This is a genomic window from Acidovorax sp. A1169 (assembly GCF_030704685.1).
Taxonomy (GTDB): Bacteria; Pseudomonadota; Gammaproteobacteria; order Burkholderiales; family Burkholderiaceae_C; genus Acidovorax.
In genome coordinates this window covers 207,872-225,741 of sequence record NZ_JAUZDX010000001.1, presented here as the reverse complement: position 1 = coordinate 225,741, position 17,870 = coordinate 207,872, and the positions used below count along the sequence as shown (strand labels likewise).

Annotated in this window: 16 protein-coding genes; 4 read left to right on the top strand and 12 right to left on the bottom strand. The window is 60.8% G+C overall.

Translation table 11 applies throughout. The features are described from left to right. Positions 1 to 87: 87 nt before the first annotated feature. From QYL93_RS01000 to QYL93_RS00975, 6 genes are read right to left on the bottom strand one after another with little or no spacing between them, the layout of a single operon-like run. The gene (locus tag QYL93_RS01000; RefSeq protein ID WP_305741917.1) at positions 88 to 1,623 is read right to left on the bottom strand and encodes a hypothetical protein; all 1,536 of its coding nucleotides are present in this window, start codon (positions 1,621 to 1,623) and stop codon (positions 88 to 90) included. Further along, positions 1,620 to 3,755, bottom strand: a complete 2,136-nt coding sequence (gene pilQ, locus QYL93_RS00995; protein ID WP_370876922.1) for a type IV pilus secretin PilQ — start codon at positions 3,753 to 3,755, stop codon at positions 1,620 to 1,622. Before pilQ ends, QYL93_RS01000 begins: the two co-directional genes overlap by 4 nt. Next, positions 3,752 to 4,297, bottom strand: coding sequence for a pilus assembly protein PilP (locus QYL93_RS00990; RefSeq protein WP_305741916.1), 546 nt, complete (start codon positions 4,295 to 4,297; stop codon positions 3,752 to 3,754). Before QYL93_RS00990 ends, pilQ begins: the two co-directional genes overlap by 4 nt. Beyond that, entirely contained in the window at positions 4,294 to 4,992 is a 699-nt protein-coding gene (locus tag QYL93_RS00985; protein WP_305741915.1) for a type 4a pilus biogenesis protein PilO, read from the bottom strand. Before QYL93_RS00985 ends, QYL93_RS00990 begins: the two co-directional genes overlap by 4 nt. A 3-nt stretch (positions 4,993 to 4,995) precedes the next feature. Further along, positions 4,996 to 5,604: a PilN domain-containing protein gene (locus tag QYL93_RS00980; RefSeq protein WP_305741914.1), complete on the bottom strand. Its 609-nt coding sequence runs from the start codon at positions 5,602 to 5,604 to the stop codon at positions 4,996 to 4,998. After that, a complete protein-coding gene (locus QYL93_RS00975) occupies positions 5,601 to 6,680 on the bottom strand; it encodes a pilus assembly protein PilM (protein WP_057205121.1) in 1,080 nt (359 codons plus the stop codon). The genes QYL93_RS00980 and QYL93_RS00975 overlap by 4 nt, the downstream gene beginning before the upstream one ends. Before the next feature lie 266 nt (positions 6,681 to 6,946). Between QYL93_RS00975 and QYL93_RS00970 the strand changes: the two genes are divergently transcribed. After that, positions 6,947 to 9,358, top strand: a complete 2,412-nt coding sequence (locus QYL93_RS00970; RefSeq protein ID WP_305741913.1) for a penicillin-binding protein 1A — start codon at positions 6,947 to 6,949, stop codon at positions 9,356 to 9,358. Between the two features lie 66 nt (positions 9,359 to 9,424). Here QYL93_RS00970 and cyaY read toward each other — a convergent pair whose 3' ends face one another. Then, positions 9,425 to 9,754, bottom strand: coding sequence for an iron donor protein CyaY (gene cyaY / locus QYL93_RS00965; RefSeq protein WP_305741912.1), 330 nt, complete (start codon positions 9,752 to 9,754; stop codon positions 9,425 to 9,427). On the opposite strand from cyaY, the gene QYL93_RS00960 reads away from it, so the two are divergent. Both QYL93_RS00960 and QYL93_RS00955 read left to right on the top strand, forming a co-directional pair. Continuing rightward, positions 9,728 to 9,976, top strand: a complete 249-nt coding sequence (locus tag QYL93_RS00960; RefSeq protein WP_370876921.1) for a lipoprotein — start codon at positions 9,728 to 9,730, stop codon at positions 9,974 to 9,976. The two genes, cyaY and QYL93_RS00960, sit on opposite strands and share 27 nt — an antisense overlap. A gap of 118 nt (positions 9,977 to 10,094) precedes the next feature. After that, positions 10,095 to 10,919, top strand: coding sequence for an MBL fold metallo-hydrolase (locus QYL93_RS00955; RefSeq protein ID WP_305742291.1), 825 nt, complete (start codon positions 10,095 to 10,097; stop codon positions 10,917 to 10,919). A 5-nt stretch (positions 10,920 to 10,924) separates the two neighbouring features. Here the strand turns inward: QYL93_RS00955 and QYL93_RS00950 are convergent, their stop codons facing one another. The 5 genes from QYL93_RS00950 to QYL93_RS00930 all read right to left on the bottom strand — a co-directional run bounded on the left by QYL93_RS00950 (position 10,925) and on the right by QYL93_RS00930 (position 17,044). Then, on the bottom strand, positions 10,925 to 11,581 hold the full coding sequence (locus QYL93_RS00950) for a sulfite oxidase heme-binding subunit YedZ (RefSeq protein ID WP_305741910.1): 657 nt from the start codon (positions 11,579 to 11,581) through the stop codon (positions 10,925 to 10,927). Between the two features lie 29 nt (positions 11,582 to 11,610). Beyond that, complete coding sequence (gene msrP, locus QYL93_RS00945) at positions 11,611 to 12,609, bottom strand: protein-methionine-sulfoxide reductase catalytic subunit MsrP (RefSeq protein WP_305741909.1); 999 nt, start codon at positions 12,607 to 12,609, stop codon at positions 11,611 to 11,613. A 145-nt stretch (positions 12,610 to 12,754) separates the two neighbouring features. Next, complete coding sequence (ccsB, locus tag QYL93_RS00940; RefSeq protein WP_179681965.1) at positions 12,755 to 14,095, bottom strand: c-type cytochrome biogenesis protein CcsB; 1,341 nt, start codon at positions 14,093 to 14,095, stop codon at positions 12,755 to 12,757. Continuing rightward, positions 14,092 to 16,245, bottom strand: a complete 2,154-nt coding sequence (locus QYL93_RS00935) for a cytochrome c biogenesis protein ResB (protein WP_305741908.1) — start codon at positions 16,243 to 16,245, stop codon at positions 14,092 to 14,094. Before QYL93_RS00935 ends, ccsB begins: the two co-directional genes overlap by 4 nt. 154 nt (positions 16,246 to 16,399) lie before the next feature. Next, positions 16,400 to 17,044 carry a cytochrome c gene (locus QYL93_RS00930; RefSeq protein WP_305741907.1) on the bottom strand — a complete coding sequence of 215 codons (645 nt, stop codon included), beginning with the start codon at positions 17,042 to 17,044 and terminating at the stop codon, positions 16,400 to 16,402. A gap of 76 nt (positions 17,045 to 17,120) precedes the next feature. Between QYL93_RS00930 and yihA the strand changes: the two genes are divergently transcribed. Continuing rightward, entirely contained in the window at positions 17,121 to 17,870 is a 750-nt protein-coding gene (yihA, locus tag QYL93_RS00925) for a ribosome biogenesis GTP-binding protein YihA/YsxC (protein WP_305741906.1), read from the top strand.

Sequence of the window (17,870 nt, the reverse complement as noted above, 5' to 3'; positions counted from 1 at the left end):
TCCAAGACCCTCGGGGTTTTTTACTTCAGCTGAGATGCGCCCAGCAGGTCCGCGAACATCGAACCTTGCCGAACGCCCCCTGGCGGATTACGAAGCACAAGCCGCCGTGTTGGCACCAATCTGCACAGACACCTGCTGGGTCACGGTCACCGTACCACGGGTCGCAGTCACCAGGAACCTGGCGTTGCAAGATACAGTGGGGGTACCGCTGATCACACCGCTGTTGCCGGTGCTGCCACCCCTCAAGCCGGCTGGCAGGGGATTGGGAGCGTAGGTCCAGACCACGGGATCGGTTGAATTTCCACCGGAGACCGACATGCTGTACAAATAAGCTTCACCAACATTTGCTGCGGGCAGAGAGCATGTGGCGCTGCCGTTGCTCACACAGCCGTTGATCGTCAGGGGATTCGGGACTACCGCTCCGCCACTGCTGGCTACAGTGAACTTCACATTGCCAAATACCTTGGTGCCTACCGCATCGACCACGGTAATCACGCCACTGTACACACCAGCAGGTCCCTGAGGCGCGCCACTCACGATGCCATCATTGCTGATGCTCAGGCCCCCTGGCAAGGCCACTGCCGACCATGTATAGGGTGCAACGCCCCCTTGCACAGCGAAGGCGGTTGCAAACGGCAGACCGATAGTTACGTTCTGATCACCCAGTGCTGGCAACGCTAGCGGTGCCGCTGCGACCTGGTCGTTGACCTGAATCGATTGAAGCGACGTCACTGGATCCTGGATGCCGTTGGTGATGTCATTATCGAAGCGGTCGGTGACATACTCCAGCACGATCGGACCGCTAGTTGGGCCGCTGGAAAGCGAGAACAAACCCACGCCACCAATAGTGCGCACTTGCAACACGCTTCCCGACTGGTTGGCTTGGAGCAAGCGTGCGCCGACCGCAGCAGGACCCATAGGGCGGATACTTACTTGGAGGTTAGGAGCAGAAGGCGCAGGAATCGGCTGATTGGCATCATCCATGACAAATGCCTGAACGCTAATATTGTTGCGGTATGGCAGTCGCGCGCTGGCGTCTCGCGAGAGCAGCACGAAAGGCGAATTGGCGATACCCACCACGCTAGCAACCTTACCGGTGGCTGCGCCGACAACAATATCCACGCTCGCACTGTAAAGCTTGCGGTCGCGAGGATCGGTCACAGAGCAAACTATACGAGCCGTACCTGCTTGATCAGAAGAATGGAAGTGAAAGGAGGCGCCGCCAGAATTTGCATCGAGAACAACAGAACGGAATGCCGCCGCATTCCCATTGTCATCCTCATGCTCAGAATCGCCATCGAGATAATACAATGAACCAGAATCCAGGCCTTGAACAAGAGCACACTGGAAAATATCCGGTCCACCCGGGATGGGATTGGAACCGACTCGCGCATCCACATACAAAGTCGTAGTGTAGGGTGCAAATGCACCCTGACTGGCTCGCAAGTACTCGAGGTTAAGCGGCAACTGAGACTTTGCAGTAGTCAATGTAATACGGTACTGCAATGCCGCTTCACCACCGCTGCCGCCTCCACCGCCGCAAGCTGACAGAACTGCAGCCGATGCCAGAAGCAAACTTTTCCATAATTTTTTCATTGTCTTACCCATTTCAAAAAACTTCAACGGAATGCCGAGCGATCGGTAATAACCTTGGGCGTGATGAAAATCAACATTTCCTGCTTGTTGGCTGATTTCGTGCGTGTCTTGAACAAGTTGCCCACACCCGGAATATCACCCAACAAAGGAACCTTGGTTTCAGTATTGTCTTCAAACAGTTCGAAAATACCACCAATCACAACCGTTCCACCATTTTCCACCAGCACTTGTGTCTTGATGTGTTTGGTATTGATTGCTCGGACATTGTTCAGCACTTCGCCAGGGCTGTCTTTATTGACATCCAAATCAAGAATAATATTTCCCTCGGGAGTAATCTGAGGGAGCACTTCCAATTTGAGAACCGCCTTTTTGAACGCAATCACCGTACCGCCGTTCGGTGCCGTCACGGGATATGGAAACTCTGTGCCTTGCTCAATAGAGGCCTTCGTCTGATCTGCTGTAACAACCCGTGGGCTGGAAACAATCTTCCCCTTGCCGTCCGCTTCCAGGGCAGAAATCTCAAGATTCAGAAACCGATTGGCAGCCGAATTAAAAATAGAGATCGCGAAGCTGGATGGATCGTACCCGCCAATAGCAGTCGCAGGCAGGTTGACAAAGTTACCATTTGTGTTGATCGTGCCACCCGCAGACGTTGAGGCCACCGCGTTACTGTAGTTGGTTCCAAAGCCAATCCGATTGCCACTGGTACCCAACGAGTATCCACCATCTCCACCGCGTGCTGCGCGAAGATCTGTAGCGCCCAGCCGCACTCCAAGGGAACGTCCAAAGGTATCAGAGGCTTCCACGATGCGAGCTTCAATCATCACCTGCCGCACTGCCACATCCAAAGTCGCGAGAAGCTGGCGCACTTCTTCCAGCTTATTTGCGGTGTCAGTCACAAACAACTGGTTGGTACGAGGCTCTGCGATGGCGCTACCACGCTCACTTAGAAAACGATTGGAAGTACCGGCTCCGCCGGATGTAGCGGAAAGCTGTACCACCATATCCGTGGCCTTGGCATAGTTCATTTGAAATGCCTGCGTCCTCAATGGCTCCAGTTTCTGAATGGCCTGCGCTGCTTCAAAATCTTTCTTGGTCCTGTCGTCAATCTCGTCCTTCGGGGCAATCCAGAGCACTGAACCGTTCTTTCTCATGCCAAGGCCCTTGGCATCCATAATGATTTGCAGCGCTTGATCCCAGGGCACATCCTTCAACCGCAGAGTCAATGCACCCGTCACGGTGTCAGAGGTCACAATGTTGAAATTGGTGAAATCGGCAATCACCTGCAACAAAGAGCGCACTTCGATATTCTGGAAGTTCAGCGACAGTTTTTCGCCACTGTAGCCAGGCCCCTGCGTCAATTTGGTCAAATCGACCTTTTTCTGGCGTACTTCGATCACAAACTGGTTGTCGCTCTGGTAGGCACTGTGCTCCCAATCGCCCACCGGTTCGATCACCATGCGGACACGCTCACCCTGCTGGGTGGTCGATATGATCTGTACGGGGGTTCCAAAGTCCGTGACATCTAGGCGCCTACGCAAGCCTTCGGACAGGGAAGATTTCAGGAAATCAACTGTCAAGCCCTTGCCAACGGGCCGCAGATCCACACCGACCTGGTTGCTGGGCAGCGTGACGACCACCCTGCCAGAGCCATCCGCACCACGGCGAAAATCAACATCCTTGATGGCCATCACTTCGGCATTTGCGCTTTCTGCGAAACTCACCGGCTGCGAAGTGGTGGCGGCCACTGGGGTGGCAGTGGCATCCAGATAGACCAGCACAGACTTGCCCTGAAGCTCTGTGCGGTACGAAGACGCCTGCTTCAGATTCAGCACCACCCTCGATCGTCCAGGAGCCTGAACCAGATTGGCTGAACGGATATTTCCCTGGTTGATCTGGACTGTCGATTTGCTCAAGGCACTGGTCGTGTCCGGGAAATCCAAGGCAATGCGAGCGGGCGATTGAATCACAAAGCCGGTCGGCAATGCTGCCACAGGCTCTGAAAAGTCAATGCGGACAATCTCGACCCCCCCTTGCATCGCACCCGAGATATTTTCAATGGAGCCTTGCGCCCATGCCAGCGAAGACGCTGCAACCGACGCCGCAAAAAGTGCGCTTCGATTAAAAAATCGCACCATCCCAAAACTGTTCTGCTTCATTTTTTTACCCCTTCTTGCAACTCAAGCGACGTCGTACGTTCAATCCAGTCCCCAGTCGCATCCTGCACGATCTCACGCAGTTGAATGGCTGTTTCATTGATGGACGTGATTCGCCCATAACTCTGCCCAAGGTACTGGCCTACCGTGACCTGGTACAGCAACTTGTCGGCTGTGACCAAGGCGGCGGGCTGCCCTTTCTTTTGCAGGCTGCCAACCATCTTGATGGTGTCCAGCGGGTACGCCTCCAAGGGTTCTTTGCGGCGCGCCATCTCCGGCGCAATCAATGCCGCATTGGAGGCGAGTTGCGCCGAATCCCTGCGCAAAGCCTGAGTCAGCTTCAAGGGATTGAAAGGCTCCAACTGCGCATCAGCCGTATAGGCCTCGGGCTTGAACTGTTTGGGCTCCGTGATAGGTGTGACGCGGGATTTAGCCTGTGCGCGCTCTTCGCTGATCCACTGCCGCACCTCATCCTCACCCGAAGCCACACAGCCAGTCAGCACCGCAGCGCATGCAAATATCAGACCGCTTTTCAGAGCTCTCATTTTGCAGCCCCCTTCGCAGCCGTATTGCGCTGTGCTTGAATTTCCTCGTTGTCGAGATAGCGGAAGGTCCGCGCCGTGGCATCCATCACCAAAACACCATTGGCTAAATCCCGCTCCTTGCCTACCCCTTGGGGTGCGGCAATCGCCACATCGTTCAAAGTGACGATACGCGACAAATGCGCAATATCCGAGGCGAATGCCCCCATGTCATGGTAACGCCCAGTTACCCGAACTGCGATGGGCAACTCTGCATAGTATTCGCGAACGACAACCTGCCCTGGGCGGAAAAGTTCAAACTGCAAGCTACGCCCCAATCCAGACTGGTTGATATCGGAGAGAAGTGCAGCCATTTCCGCCTTACTTGGCAACTGCTTTTCCAATTGGATCACGTATTGCTGAACCTGCTCGCGCTGCTTCTTCAATGCATCCAGGCTCACTGCTTTTTGAAGCTTCTTTTTGTAATCCTCGCGCAGCGTCAGCTCGGTCGCCTTTTCCGTTTGCAATTCCGTCTCATAGTCCGTCAACTTGATGAACCAAAGCGCAGCAGCAACCGCTACAGCAATGAACAAACAAAGGATAGCCCGCGGAAGCGGCGGCCACAGCGAAGGGTCCTTGGTATCAAGATTGGTGAACTGGCGCTGCAGATTCGCAAACTGCTCAGATACATCGACTTTTTGAACTTTGTTTTTTGCCATGGGTCAGCCTTTAGCAGAACTTGCTGCTGCTTCCATCGCCTTGCGAGCTTCGCTGGATTTCACCAATTGGAAGCGAAGATTGAATGACGCGACCCGACGGGTATCCCGCGGAGTCAGCGCCACGTTGCTCGCCACAATCTCCACCAGTTCAGGCTTGGACAACCAGGGCGTGTTGTTGGAGAGATTGCGCAGCATTTCCGAGATGCGCTCATTGGATTGCGCAACGCCCTTGATTTCGATCGACTGGTTAGTCTGCTTCAAACTCGTCACATATACCCCGTCAGGCAGTTGCTTGACCAGCTCCGTCAACAAGTGAACCGGCAGATTGCGGTCTGCCTGCAGATCTTCCACGGCCTTCTGACGGGCGCGCAGCGCAGCGATTTCTTCTTCGATAGTGGCGATTTCCTTGATCTGGCCTTCAAGCACCTGAATTTCAGACTTGAGGACCCCATTCCTGGCCTGCTGGTCCGCAATCAGCGTCTGCAGAACCCAGTAAATCAGCCCAGCGATCAGCAGGCCAACTATGGCAGAAGCCACCATCGTCGCCTGAAATCCTTCGCGGCGGCGCTTTCTGGCGGCTTCCCGGTGGGGGAGTAAGTTAATCAATATCACTGCAGGAACCTCCGCATGGCAAGGCCGCACGATGTCAGATAGGACGGTGCCTCACGCACCATCTTCTTGAGCCGTACCGAGCTTCCGATTTCCATGCCATCAAAAGGATTGGCCAGACTGCAGGCGAAACCTGTTTGCTGGGTGACCGCTTCCGTCAAGCCGGGCAGCGGAGCAGAACCGCCTGCCAACACGATGTGATCGATGCGGTTGTGCGGCGTGCTGGTGAAGAAGAATTGCAATGCCCGGGCGATTTCCTGGGCCATGTTGTCCACGAAGGGCCGCAACACCGCCGCCTGGTAATCCTCGGGCAGATCGCCATTGCGCTTCTTGTTCTCAGCCTCTTCCACCGAGAAACCATACTGCCGGACAATCAGTTGGGTCAGTTGCGCACCGCCGAATGCCTGGTCGCGGTCATACACCACCTCGTCATTGCGAATGACCTGCATGCTGGTGGTCACGGCGCCCACCTCGAACAATGCCACGAGTGCGTCCGTACCCTTGTTGGGCAAGGCTTCGATCAGGCGGCTGGCGGCCAAGCGGGAGGCATTCGATTCAATGTCCACCACCACCGGCTTGAGTCCGGCGGCTTCTGCCAGCCCCTGCCGGTCCTGCACTTTTTCCTTGCGAGATGCGGCAATGAGCACTTCCACATCACCCGGGGAACTTTTGCTGGGGCCTATGACACAAAAATCCAGACTCACCTCGTCCAGAGAGAAAGGAATGTACTGATTTGCTTCAGACTCCACCTGCACTTCCAGCTCCTGCTCGGTCATGCCGCCAGGCAGCGTGATCTTCTTGGTGATCACGGCCGAGGGCGGCAAAGCGAGCGCCACATTTTTGGTGCGGGTGCCGCTTTTCTTGACGAGGCGACGCAGGGCTTCCGCCACTTCGTCGAATTTTTCAATATTGCCATCGGTGATCCAGCCGCGTTCGAGCGGCTCGATGGCGCAGCGCTCAAGGACCAGGCCTCCCGCCTTGTCCCGCCCCAACTCGACCAACTTGACGCTGGATGAGCTGATGTCGATACCCAGCAGAGGCGCAGCCTGGCGACTGAACAAAGATCCCGTTGAGATCAAGATGGGTCCCCTGTAACTTGTCTAAATGACGCAACAAAACTTAACACTTCACATGAATGCTATCAGCAAGATAGTTCACCGGCAAAGAATTTTCCCCATCTGATCCGTTCGAAGCGTTGCCAAAACCACACGATCTCCAGAGTGGCTTCAGCGCAATTGCAAGACCGCAAAGCGGCTGCCATGACCGCCGGTCGGGGCCTTTTGGTCGTTTGCACTGAAAGAGGCTCCGACATTTTTATAATGCAGGCTCCACCAATCGGAGCGATATGCCGCCGCCCTCTTCTCCTCAGCAAAAGCCAACCGACCCTTCGACTGCCGCTTCCGCGCCTTCCCGCCCCACCTGGCTTCGCTGGTTGATTCGCTTCGTGCTGTGGACCACGGGTCTTGCCGTCGCGGGCGCTCTCGGCCTGCTGCTGACCATTGCGGTGGCGCTGTCGGTGGCCTACCCCAACCTGCCGGACATCTCCGATCTGGCGGACTACCGCCCCAAACTGCCTCTGCGGGTCTACTCATCCGAGGGCGCGTTGCTGGGTGAATTCGGCGAAGAGCGGCGCAACCTCACGCCCATCCAGGAGATCCCCAAGGTCATGAAGGACGCGGTGCTGGCCATTGAAGATTCGCGCTTCTTCCAGCACGGCGGTGTGGACTACAAGGGTGTGATTCGCGCCGCTCTGGCCAATCTGGGCCGCGTCAAAAGCCAAGGGGCTTCGACTATCACAATGCAGGTGGCGCGCAATGTTTATCTGTCCTCAGAAAAAACATTTACTCGCAAAATTTACGAAATATTACTGACATTCAAGCTGGAACATATGTTGACCAAGGACCAGATCCTTGAGATTTACATGAACCAGATTTACCTAGGCAACCGCGCCTATGGATTTTCTGCGGCCGCAGAGGCTTACTTCGGTAAACCGCTCAAATCCATTTCGATTGCCGAAGCCGCCATGCTGGCCGGCCTGCCCAAGGCACCTTCGGCCTACAACCCCATCAGCAACCCCAAGCGTGCCCGCTCGCGCCAGCTGTACATCATCGAGCGGATGGAAGAAAACGGCTTCATCACCTCCCAGGAAGCCATCGCCGCCAAGAAGGAAGACCTCAAGATCCGCAGCGGCCCGGATGCCACCCGCATCCATGCCGAGTACGTGGCCGAAATGGCGCGCCAGCTCATTTTCACGCAGTATGGCAACGAGGCCTATACCCGGGGCCTGAACGTGTACACCACCCTGAATGCAGGGGAGCAGGAAGCTGCCTACACCGCGCTGCGCCGAGGCATCATGGACTATGAGCGCCGCCAGCAGTACCGCGGCCCCGAAAAGTTCGTGGCACTGCCCACCGCCGCCCAGGAAGTCGAAGATGCCGTGGACGATGCCTTGGCCAACCACCCCGACAACGGTGATGTGCTGGCAGCCGTGGTTCTGGAAGCCGGGCCGCGCAAGATCGTTGCTGCCCGGGCCAATGGCGACAACCTCGAGATCACGGGTGACGGTCTGAAGCCAGCCCAGTCCGGCCTGAGCGACAAGGCACCTCCCAATATCAAGATCCGCCGCGGCGCCGTGATCCGCGTGGTCAAGACCCCCAAGGGCGCCTGGGAGATCACCCAGTTGCCCGAAGTCGAGGGTGCGTTCGTCGCCCTCGACCCCCGCAATGGATCCATCCGCGCGCTGGTGGGTGGCTTTGACTTCGACAAGAACAAATTCAACCATGCGGCCCAGGCCTGGCGCCAGCCCGGCTCCAGCTTCAAGCCGTTCATCTACTCGGCGGCGCTGGAAAAGGGCTTCACCCCGGCCACGGTGATCAACGACGCTCCGCTGTTCTTCGACGCGGGCACCACCGGCGGCCAGCCCTGGGAACCCAAGAACTACGACGGCAAGTACGACGGCCCCATGACCATGCGCACGGGCCTGGCGAAGTCCAAGAACATGATCTCCATCCGCATCCTGCAGGCCGTAGGCCCCAAGACCGCGCAGGAATGGGTGTCGCGCTTTGGCTTCGATGCCGAGAAGCACCCCGCCTACCTGACCATGGCCTTGGGCGCGGGCTCGGTCACACCACTGCAGATGGCCTCAGCCTACTCGGTGTTCGCCAACGGCGGCTACCGCGTGAATCCCTGGCTGATCGCCAAGGTCACGGACCACAAGGGCCGCGTCATCTCCGAGGTCACGCCACCGACCGCTGCAGAACTGCCGCGCGCCATCGACGCGCGCAACGCCTTTGTGATGAACAGCCTGCTGCAGGAAGTCACCCGCTCCGGCACGGCCGCGCGTGCCCAGAGCACCTTGAAGCGGCCCGACCTTGCGGGCAAGACCGGCACCACCAATGACTCGGTGGACGCATGGTTTGCCGGCTACCAGCCGACCATCGCCGCCGTGACCTGGATCGGCTACGACACGCCACGCAACCTGGGCAGCCGCGAAACCGGCGGCGGCCTGAGCCTTCCGGTGTGGATCAGCTTCATGGAACGCGCGCTCAAGGGCGTTCCCGTGAGCGAGCCGGTCGTGCCGCCCGGCGTGGTCAACGTCGGCGGAGAATGGTTCTACGAGGAATATGCGCGCAACGCAGGCATTGCCAGCGTCGGACTGGAAGAGCAGCAGCGCACCAGCGGTGGCCCCGATGTGGCGCCGCACGCGCCGCCACCGACGGAAGAGCGCAACCGCATCCTCGACCTGTTCCGCAACTGAGCGCTACCGCTGGAGATCGAGGGCCGCCGCGTGCGGCCCTTTCCCATTGCGCGCCGCTGGCGCGCGTCAGGCGGAAAAGGCCAGCGGCATCCCCGACTGGGTGCGCGCATCCTCGGTCAGCCGCTCAAAGAACTCGCCGCCACCCTTCGTGTCCTGCCATGCCGAGCCATCGAACTTGTAGTGGTAGCCGCCGGACTTCGCAGCCATCCACACCTCGTGCAGCGGTTTTTGCAGGTTGATGACGATCTGGCTGCGGTTCGCAAAGCTCAGCGTAATCATGCCGCCCGAGCGCTGGTTGTCGATGTCGGCATCCGTGGTGTCATTGAGTTCGTCGCAACTGCGCTCAACGGCCGCCAGCAGTTTCTCGGCATGGTCCTGGAATTCAAGGTCAGTCATTACAATTCGCGCATGTTGAAAGCATCCCAAATTCTAGTCAGGACGCTTGTCCTTGCTGCCAGTGCGGCGGCCATCGTGGGTTGCGGTCAGCGCGGCCCGCTGTTCCTGCCCTCCGGTCCCGCGGCCGCCCAGCGCGCCACCCTTCCCGAAACCCTCACGCCTGGCGCCACTCCCTCGACGGCCACATCGGCGCCCCAGCCCCCCGCCTCTACGGCACGCTGACCCCGTCTTCGCCAACAGGGCATCCCCTGGCCCCTGATTGCCAATGGCTTGATTTCCATCAAGCCGCTTGGCCATGCGCCATCCTACAGTCGGTTTTTCACTGCACTGCGGCATTGCCATGGCCATCGAACTGTACCGAGACAAGAACCACGCCTGCCTGATGTTCACCGATCTGATCGAGGAGGATGGCCAGGCGGTACAGGCCAACCAGTTCCTGATCGTCGACGACGGCACCGGGGCCATCATCGACCCCGGCGGCAACCTCGCGTTCAACGAGCTGTTCATGGGCATGACCCAGCACTTCCCGCCGCACAAGCTGTCCTACCTGATCGCCTCGCACGCCGACCCGGACATCATCGCCTCGCTGGACCGCTGGATGACCATCACCAAGGCCTCGCTAGTGATCTCGCGCGTCTGGGAGCGCTTCGCACCGCACTTCACCAAGGTCGGCAAGACCGAGAACCGGGTGATCGGCGTGCCCGACAGCGGCGGCCGGCTGCCGCTGGGCCGCAGCGAGCTGGTGCTGCTGCCCGCGCATTTCCTGCACTCCGAAGGCAATTTCCACTTTTACGACCCCATCAGCCGCATCCTCTTCACGGGTGACCTGGCCGTGTCGATGACCTCGGGCGCGCAAGCGGGTATTCCGGTCACCGACCTGGCTGCGCACATTCCGCGCATGGAGGGCTTCCACCGCCGCTACATGGTCTCCAACAAGATCCTGCGGCTGTGGGTGCGCATGGCGCGGCAGCTGGACATTGCCATGCTCGTGCCGCAGCATGGCGCCCCCATCCTGGGCAAGAAGGCCATCAACGACTTCTTCGACTGGGTGGAGAACCTGATGTGCGGCATCGACCTCTTCGACGACCGCGCCTACCAGATCCCGACGGCCTTCATCGACCCCGTCACCCGCCAGATGCGGCCTGCGCTGCGTACCGTCGGCTGACGCCGCTAGCGCTGCGCCGCGGCACCTTGCCGCGTTGCTGCGACGCCGATAGCCGCCTTGGCTGCCCGCTTGCGCAAGGCCTGCCACACACGCCAGCCCAGCAGTACCGCCAGGATGGCCGCGTACACCGCCACCTCGCCGAAGTCGTTCTTGCCAGCGCGCATCCAGAAAAAGTGCAGGATCGCCAGGCCCGCCACGGCATACACCGTGCGGTGCAGCACCTGCCAGCGCTTGGCACCCAGCGCGCGGATGGCGCGGTTGAACGAGGTGGCCGCCATCAGGGTGAGCAGCACGAACGCCAGGAAACCCACCAGGATGAAAGGCCGCTTGGCAATGTCCACGGCAATGTCGTTCACCTCGAAGCCCATGTCGAACCAGCCATAGCTCAGCAGGTGCAGCAGTGCATAGAAGAACACGAACACCCCCAGCATGCGCCGAAAGCGCGCCAATTGGGGTGTGGACGTCATGACGCGGACAGGCGTCACCGCCAGCACCAGGCACAGCGCACGCAGGGTCCAGTCGCCCGTGGCGCGGATCAGCGCCTCGGCTGGATTCGCGCCCAGCTGGTTGGCCACCGTGGCATACACCAGCCACGCCAGCGGCAGCAGGCACAGCACGAACACCACAGGCTTGGCCAAGGGGTGGAGCAGGAACTTTCGCATGGCGGCGAAGGGGTCAGTTTCAGGCAGGCTCAGAAAAATTTCTTGAGGTCCATGCCCGCGTACAGCTGGCCGACCTGGGCCTCGTAGCCGTTGAACATCAGCGTCTTGCGCTTCTTGGCGAACAGCCCATCCTCGCCAATGCGCCGCTCGGTCGCCTGGCTCCAACGCGGGTGGTCCACGTTGGGGTTCACGTTGGAGTAAAAGCCGTACTCCTGCTGCGCCGCCTTGTTCCAGGCCGTACCCGGCTCCTTGTCGGTGAAGCGGATCTTGACGATGCTCTTGGCGCTCTTGAAGCCGTACTTCCACGGCACCACCAAGCGCACCGGTGCACCGTTCTGGTTGGGCAGCACCTCGCCGTACATGCCAAAGGCCAACATCGTCAGTGGATGCATGGCCTCATCCATGCGCAGGCCTTCCACGTAAGGCCAGTCCAGCACGCGCGAGCCCACGAAGGGCATGGTGGCCTTGTCCGCCAGAGTCACGAACTCCACATACTTGGCGCTGCCCTGCGGCTCCACCCGCTTGATGAGTTCGGCCAGCGAGTAACCCACCCACGGGATCACCATCGACCAGCCCTCCACGCAACGCAGGCGGTAGATGCGCTCTTCCTGCGCGCTCAGCTTGAGCAGGTCTTCGATACCGTACTTGCCCGGCTTCTTGACCAGCCCATCCACTTCCACTGTCCAGGGCGCGGTCTTGAGGGTGTGCGCATTGCGCGCCGGGTCGGCCTTGTCGGTACCGAACTCGTAGAAATTGTTGTAGGTGCTGGCGTCCTTGTAATCGGTCACCTTCTCCATCGACACCGCGCCCGCCACGGAAGATTTGCTGCCCGCCAGCGCCGCCAGCTTGCCGGGTCGGGCCGGTGCCTGCGCCAGGGCTTCGCGCCCGGCCCAGGAGGCCATGGCCGCACCGGCTGCGCCACCGGCCATCAGGCGCAGCATGTCGCGGCGCCCTTCGTAAGCCGCGCGCGGCGTGATGTCGGAGGAATGCGGGTGGTTGAAACCCGAGTCGCGGGAGTGAAATGGCATGGGGGGCTCCGGTCAGGCGGTGATGGAATCGTCTACGGGTAGAGCGATACCACCCCTAGTTCGTTCCAAATACGGATCAGGTTACACCGTGGATGCAATCTTTGCAGGACCCGCTCCCCGTATCCTCCGCCGTCGCGTGCTCGTCCTACAGCGTCCCGTAGCTGTGCAACCCGCTCAGAAACATGTTGACCCCGAGGAAGGCGAAGGTCGTGACCGCCAAGCCCACCAGAGCCCACCAGGCTGACACCGTGCCACGCAGGCCCTTCATGAGACGCATGTGCAGCCAGGCCGCATAGTTGAGCCAGACGATCAGCGCCCAGGTCTCCTTGGGGTCCCAGCTCCAATAGCCGCCCCAGGCCTCGGCCGCCCACAGCGCGCCCAGCACCGTGGCAATGGTGAAGAACGCAAAGCCCACGGCGATGGCCTTGTACATCACATCGTCCAGGATCTCGAACGAAGGCAGGCGCTCGGCGATGCGCCGGCGACCGAGCAGAATGCCCGCGACGATCAGCGCCGAAATGCCGAAATACACCATCCAGTAGCTGCCACCGTTCTCCGTCGCGCCCTGGCGGAACACGATGGGCTCGAAGCACAGTACCACGCCCAGCAGCCACAGCGGCGCCAGCTTGTACCAGCGCGTCTCCGTGGCCTGCTGCTTGATCAGGTAGGCAAATGCCACCATGGCCGACAGCGCGAACGTGCCGTAGCCGATGAAGTTGGCCGGCACGTGCAGCTTCATCCACCAGCTCTTGAGCGCAGGCACCAGCGGCTGGATCTCGTGCGCCTCGCGCACCACCGTGTACCACAGCAGAAAGCCCACCGCTGCACTCACCACCAGCATAACGAAGCCGCCCAGGGCGCGTGTCTTGTACTGGGCTTCGTAGTACAGGTAGAAGGCGGCCGTCATCCAGCAGAACAGCACGAACACCTCGTACAGGTTGCTCACCGGGATGTGGCCGATGTCGGGCCCGATCAGGTAGCTCTCGTACCAGCGCACCAGGGTGCCGATCAGCGCCATGCCGACGGCCACCCAGGCCAGGCGAGAGCCGATCAGATTCATGGTGTGGCCCTCGCCACGCGCGAACATGCCAATCCAGTAGAACGCCGTGCTCATGAAGAACAGCATGCTCATCCACAGAATGGCCGACTGGCTCGACAGGAAGTACTTGAGCCCGAACACCGTGTCGGCACGCGCCAGGCTGCCCACCCCATCGACCTGGTACAGGCCGATGGCCATCAGCGCCACTGCGGTCACCACCAGCATCAGCGTGCGCAGCGGGCGCCAGAACCAGCCCAGCCAGATGGTCGACGGAATGGCCCCGAGCAGGATTCCCTTTTCGTACACATCCATGAAGTTGCCATAGCGCTGCAGCGCATACAGCGCCCCCACAGCGACGATGGCCGCAAAGGCCCAGTCCAGCCAGTTGCGGCGGGAGAAAAACCCTTCGTTCAGGGTGATCGTGGTGTTGCGGGTGGCCGTGTTCATGGGTTGCCTTGCAGGGGCGGTGCCCCGATCAGTTTTTCTGCGAGCTCTACAAACTCCCGGTCGCCGTCCATGGTCTTGCGATTCGTCGAGAGCGCCATCATGGCATGCGTGCCATCCCCCTGCGGCGCCACCCAGACCCAGATGCGGCGTTCGCGGATGTAGAGCATGGCAAAAACGCCCAGAATGAGCAAGGCACAGCCCAGGTAGACGATGTTCCTGCCGGGCGCGCGGGCCACCTGGAACACGCTGGCCTGCACCTGCGTGAAGTCCTTGAGCTCGAAGGCCACCGGCGCCGGGTAGATCTGCGCATCGCTGAGCGACAGCACGGCCTGCGTCATGAAGCCGCGCGTCTTGTCGTCCGGCGGCAGGGGCTGCAGGCCCGCATTCTTGCGCGACAGTTGCGCCAACTCGAACAGGGTGCCGTTCAGGATGCGGATCAGCACTTCGCCTGCACGGCCCCGCTCGGCCTCCGGCACGTTGGATTCCATGAAGTCGGAAATCGCCTGCAGCCCGCCCGTGGGCTTGCCGTCCACAATGCCATTACCGGCAAACAGCGCCAGCGCGCGCAGGGCCGATTGCGCCAGTTGCTCGCCCACGTCGGGCCGCGAGGGGTCAATGGCCTGCGCCACATAGCTGCGCACCGCCTGCTCGCGCGCCGCCGGGTCGGCCAGTGCCACGCGCAGGCGCAGGAAACCGTCCATCCCGCCCTGGTCATCGGCAGGCACCCGCAGGTAGCGAAACGGGTCGGCCGGCATCTCGCGCACACCCAGCAGGTACACCGGCACGCCATCGCCCGTGTCCACGGGCAGCATGTAGTTGTGGAACTCTCGCGCCTGGCCTGCCGCATCGCGCAGCTTGTAGCTCACGCTCGGGCCCACGTTGCGCAGTTCCTTCTTGGTCACGGTCTTGTTGGCGGCGCCCAGGCGCGACTCTACGGCCTCGCGCAGGTCGACCTTGCGCACGTCCACACCCGTGGCGCCCGGGCCGGCACCACCGAAGTTCTCGACATTGATGGTGCGCAGCGCCGTGAACTCCAGCGTCATGGTGTCGCTGCCCGCCACACCGCCCTTGTTGGTCAGTTGGGTCGAATCACCCACCACCCCTTCGACGTCGAAGGCCTTGGCGCCCGGCGCCATGGGCACGGCGCGCAGCTTCAGGTGCGACCCGCCATCGTCGAAGCTCGACTGGTAGATCTCCACGCCCTTGTAACTGGCCGGGTGGTTCACCTCCACGCGGGCCGGCGTCTTCTCGCCCGTGGCCTTGTCGTGGATGATGATCTCGCTGGCAAACAGCTTGGGCATGCCCGTGGAATAGTGCTCCACGATGAATTTCTTGAGCTCGATGGCGAACGGCAGGTCCTGCAGCAGCACGCCATCGGACTGGTTCAGGAGGGCCGTGCTCGATTGCGTGCCCTCAGCCACCAGCAGGTTGCCGCGAAAGGTCGGATTGCGCTCGGACAGCCGGTGCTCGGGCTTCACGTCCGCGATCAGCCCGCCACCGGTATACGGCGTCTTGCCGCCCAGCAGCATCTGCGCACGCACGATCAGGTCCCCATCGAGCAGCCCGCCCACGCACACCAGCACGATGGCGCTGTGCGCAGCGATGTAGCCGATCTTGTTGGCCGCACCTGCCTTGGCCGCCACCATCCAGCCCGTGCCGGCACCGGCCGGCGTGTCGCGCTGCTGCAGGCGCACCTTCCAGCCGCCGCCGGCCAGCAGGGAGCCGATGCGCTTCGCCTCGGCCTCGGCGCCTTCGGGCAGATCGGCCTCGGCTTTGTGGTGGAAGGCCTTGAGACTCTGCTCACGGATGTTTTCCTTGTACACCCGGATGTCCACCAGGATCTTGGGCGTGTTGCGGGCGATGCACAGCGAGGTGCTCAGCACCAGAAAGGCCAGGATCAGCAGGAACCACCAGGCGCTGTACACCGCATTGAGCCGGATGGCGCCGAACAGCGCTGCCCAGAAGGGGCCGAACTGGTTCACATAGTTCGCCGCCGGCTCGTGCTGCTTGAGCACGGTGCCGATCACCGAGGCGATGCAGATCACCGTCAGCAGCGAGATCGCGAAACGCATCGAAGACAGCATCTCGATCACGGCGCGCAAGGCCTTGGAGCCGTACTGGACGCGAACGCCTTGGGTGTTGTCAGACATGGAGGAAAGAGGGGCGATGGGGCAGGCAAAGAAAAAGGACGGGACCATCTGTTCGATGGACCCGCCCTTTTTGGGTTTGTTATTGGCGGTTGGTTCCGGTCGGCCCGCGCTGTGTGGGCCTTGCTTGAGAAAGATCAGTCAGCCAGTCGATCCATCACCGCAGGCCGGCGATGTAGTCCGCCACAGCCTTGATCTCACGGTCGTTCAGCTTGGCCGCCACCTGCGTCATCTGCAGGCTGTTGGCGCGCTTGCCATCGCGGAAGGCGACGAGCTGCGTCGCGGTGTAGTCGGCATGCTGGCCGGACAGGCGCGGGTACTGGGCCGGGATGCCGGAGCCATTGGGGCTGTGGCAACCCGCACAGGCGGCGATCTGGCGGTCGGCAATGCCGCCGCGGTAAATGCGCTCGCCCAGGGAGACCAGGGCCTTGTCCTTGGCGAACCCGGGCTTGGCCGCCTTGGCCGTCACCCAGTACGCGATGTTCTTCATGTCCTCGTCGGACAGGGCCATGGCAAAGCCCTTCATCACAGGATCGTTGCGCTTGCCGGACTTGAACTCCTGCAGCTGCTTGACCAGGTACTCAGGATGCTGCTGCGACAGCTTGGGGTTGGCAGCGATGGCCGAGTTGCCGTCCGCCCCGTGGCAGGCCGCGCACACCGCCGTGAAGCTGGCTTCGCCCTTGACCAGGTCAGGCTTGGCAGCCGCCTTGGGCGGCGTCGCGGGTGTCTCGCCCGCAGAAAAAGCCGGAAAAGCAGGTGCTGCCAGCACGGCAGCCATCAGCATAGAGGCGAGCAACTTCATATCGAGGGTCTGTGTGTTTATGTGCGCAAAATCTCCGCGATTCTACAATGAGGCCCCACACGCATCTCAACTTCTCATGACGACCACCCCTATCGCGCCAGTTGCTGGCTCTCTTCCGCCTGCACCCGACGCCAAGATCGCCATGGGTTGGATGCACACGGCCAAATTCCTCACCACGGCTGCGCAACTGCACCACCTGCCACCCATCACGGTGCCTGAGATTGCTTTCGTGGGCCGTTCCAATGCCGGCAAATCCACCTGCATCAACACGCTGACACAGCAAAAGCAGCTTGCCTTCGCCTCCAAGAGGCCCGGCCGCACCCAGCACATCAACCTGTTTTCCCTGGGTAAACAGGGTGTGATGGACGCCGTGCTGGCCGATCTGCCCGGTTATGGCTACGCCGCCGTCTCGCGCTCGGACAAGGTGCGCTGGCAGCAGGTGATGGTCAATTACCTGGTCAGCCGCCCCGGCCTCACGGGCATCGTGCTGCTGTGCGATCCGCGCCTGGGCCTCACGGAACTCGACGAAGCCCTGCTCGAAGTGGTGCGCCCCCGGGTCGAGGAAGGGCTCAAGTTCCTCATCGTGCTGACCAAGGCCGACAAGCTCACCCGTGCCGAGCAGGCCAAGATACTGTCGATTACGCGACTGCACGCCGGCGGCGGCGACGTCAAGATGTTCTCTGCCCTCAAAAAGCAGGGGGTAGACGAGGTGGCCCAGCTGCTGTGGCAGTGGGCACACCCGGTGCCTGGTGCCGAGCTGGCGCAGGGCGACGAACCTGCGCCGGACGCCGACAGCGCCGACGACCAGGAACCCGAGGAAGATTGA

Coding starts and splice junctions, on each gene's coding strand:
- cyaY (WP_305741912.1), bottom strand. CDS start 9,754: ATGACTGACCTTGAATTCCAGGACCATGCCGAGAAACTGCTGGCGGCC.
- QYL93_RS00990 (WP_305741916.1), bottom strand. CDS start 4,297: ATGAGAGCTCTGAAAAGCGGTCTGATATTTGCATGCGCTGCGGTGCTG.
- QYL93_RS00970 (WP_305741913.1), top strand. CDS start 6,947: ATGCCGCCGCCCTCTTCTCCTCAGCAAAAGCCAACCGACCCTTCGACT.
- QYL93_RS00985 (WP_305741915.1), bottom strand. CDS start 4,992: ATGGCAAAAAACAAAGTTCAAAAAGTCGATGTATCTGAGCAGTTTGCG.
- msrP (WP_305741909.1), bottom strand. CDS start 12,609: ATGCCATTTCACTCCCGCGACTCGGGTTTCAACCACCCGCATTCCTCC.
- QYL93_RS00955 (WP_305742291.1), top strand. CDS start 10,095: ATGGCCATCGAACTGTACCGAGACAAGAACCACGCCTGCCTGATGTTC.
- QYL93_RS00950 (WP_305741910.1), bottom strand. CDS start 11,581: ATGCGAAAGTTCCTGCTCCACCCCTTGGCCAAGCCTGTGGTGTTCGTG.
- ccsB (WP_179681965.1), bottom strand. CDS start 14,095: ATGAACACGGCCACCCGCAACACCACGATCACCCTGAACGAAGGGTTT.
- yihA (WP_305741906.1), top strand. CDS start 17,121: ATGACGACCACCCCTATCGCGCCAGTTGCTGGCTCTCTTCCGCCTGCA.
- QYL93_RS00960 (WP_370876921.1), top strand. CDS start 9,728: ATGGTCCTGGAATTCAAGGTCAGTCATTACAATTCGCGCATGTTGAAA.
- pilQ (WP_370876922.1), bottom strand. CDS start 3,755: ATGAAGCAGAACAGTTTTGGGATGGTGCGATTTTTTAATCGAAGCGCA.
- QYL93_RS00935 (WP_305741908.1), bottom strand. CDS start 16,245: ATGTCTGACAACACCCAAGGCGTTCGCGTCCAGTACGGCTCCAAGGCC.
- QYL93_RS00930 (WP_305741907.1), bottom strand. CDS start 17,044: ATGAAGTTGCTCGCCTCTATGCTGATGGCTGCCGTGCTGGCAGCACCT.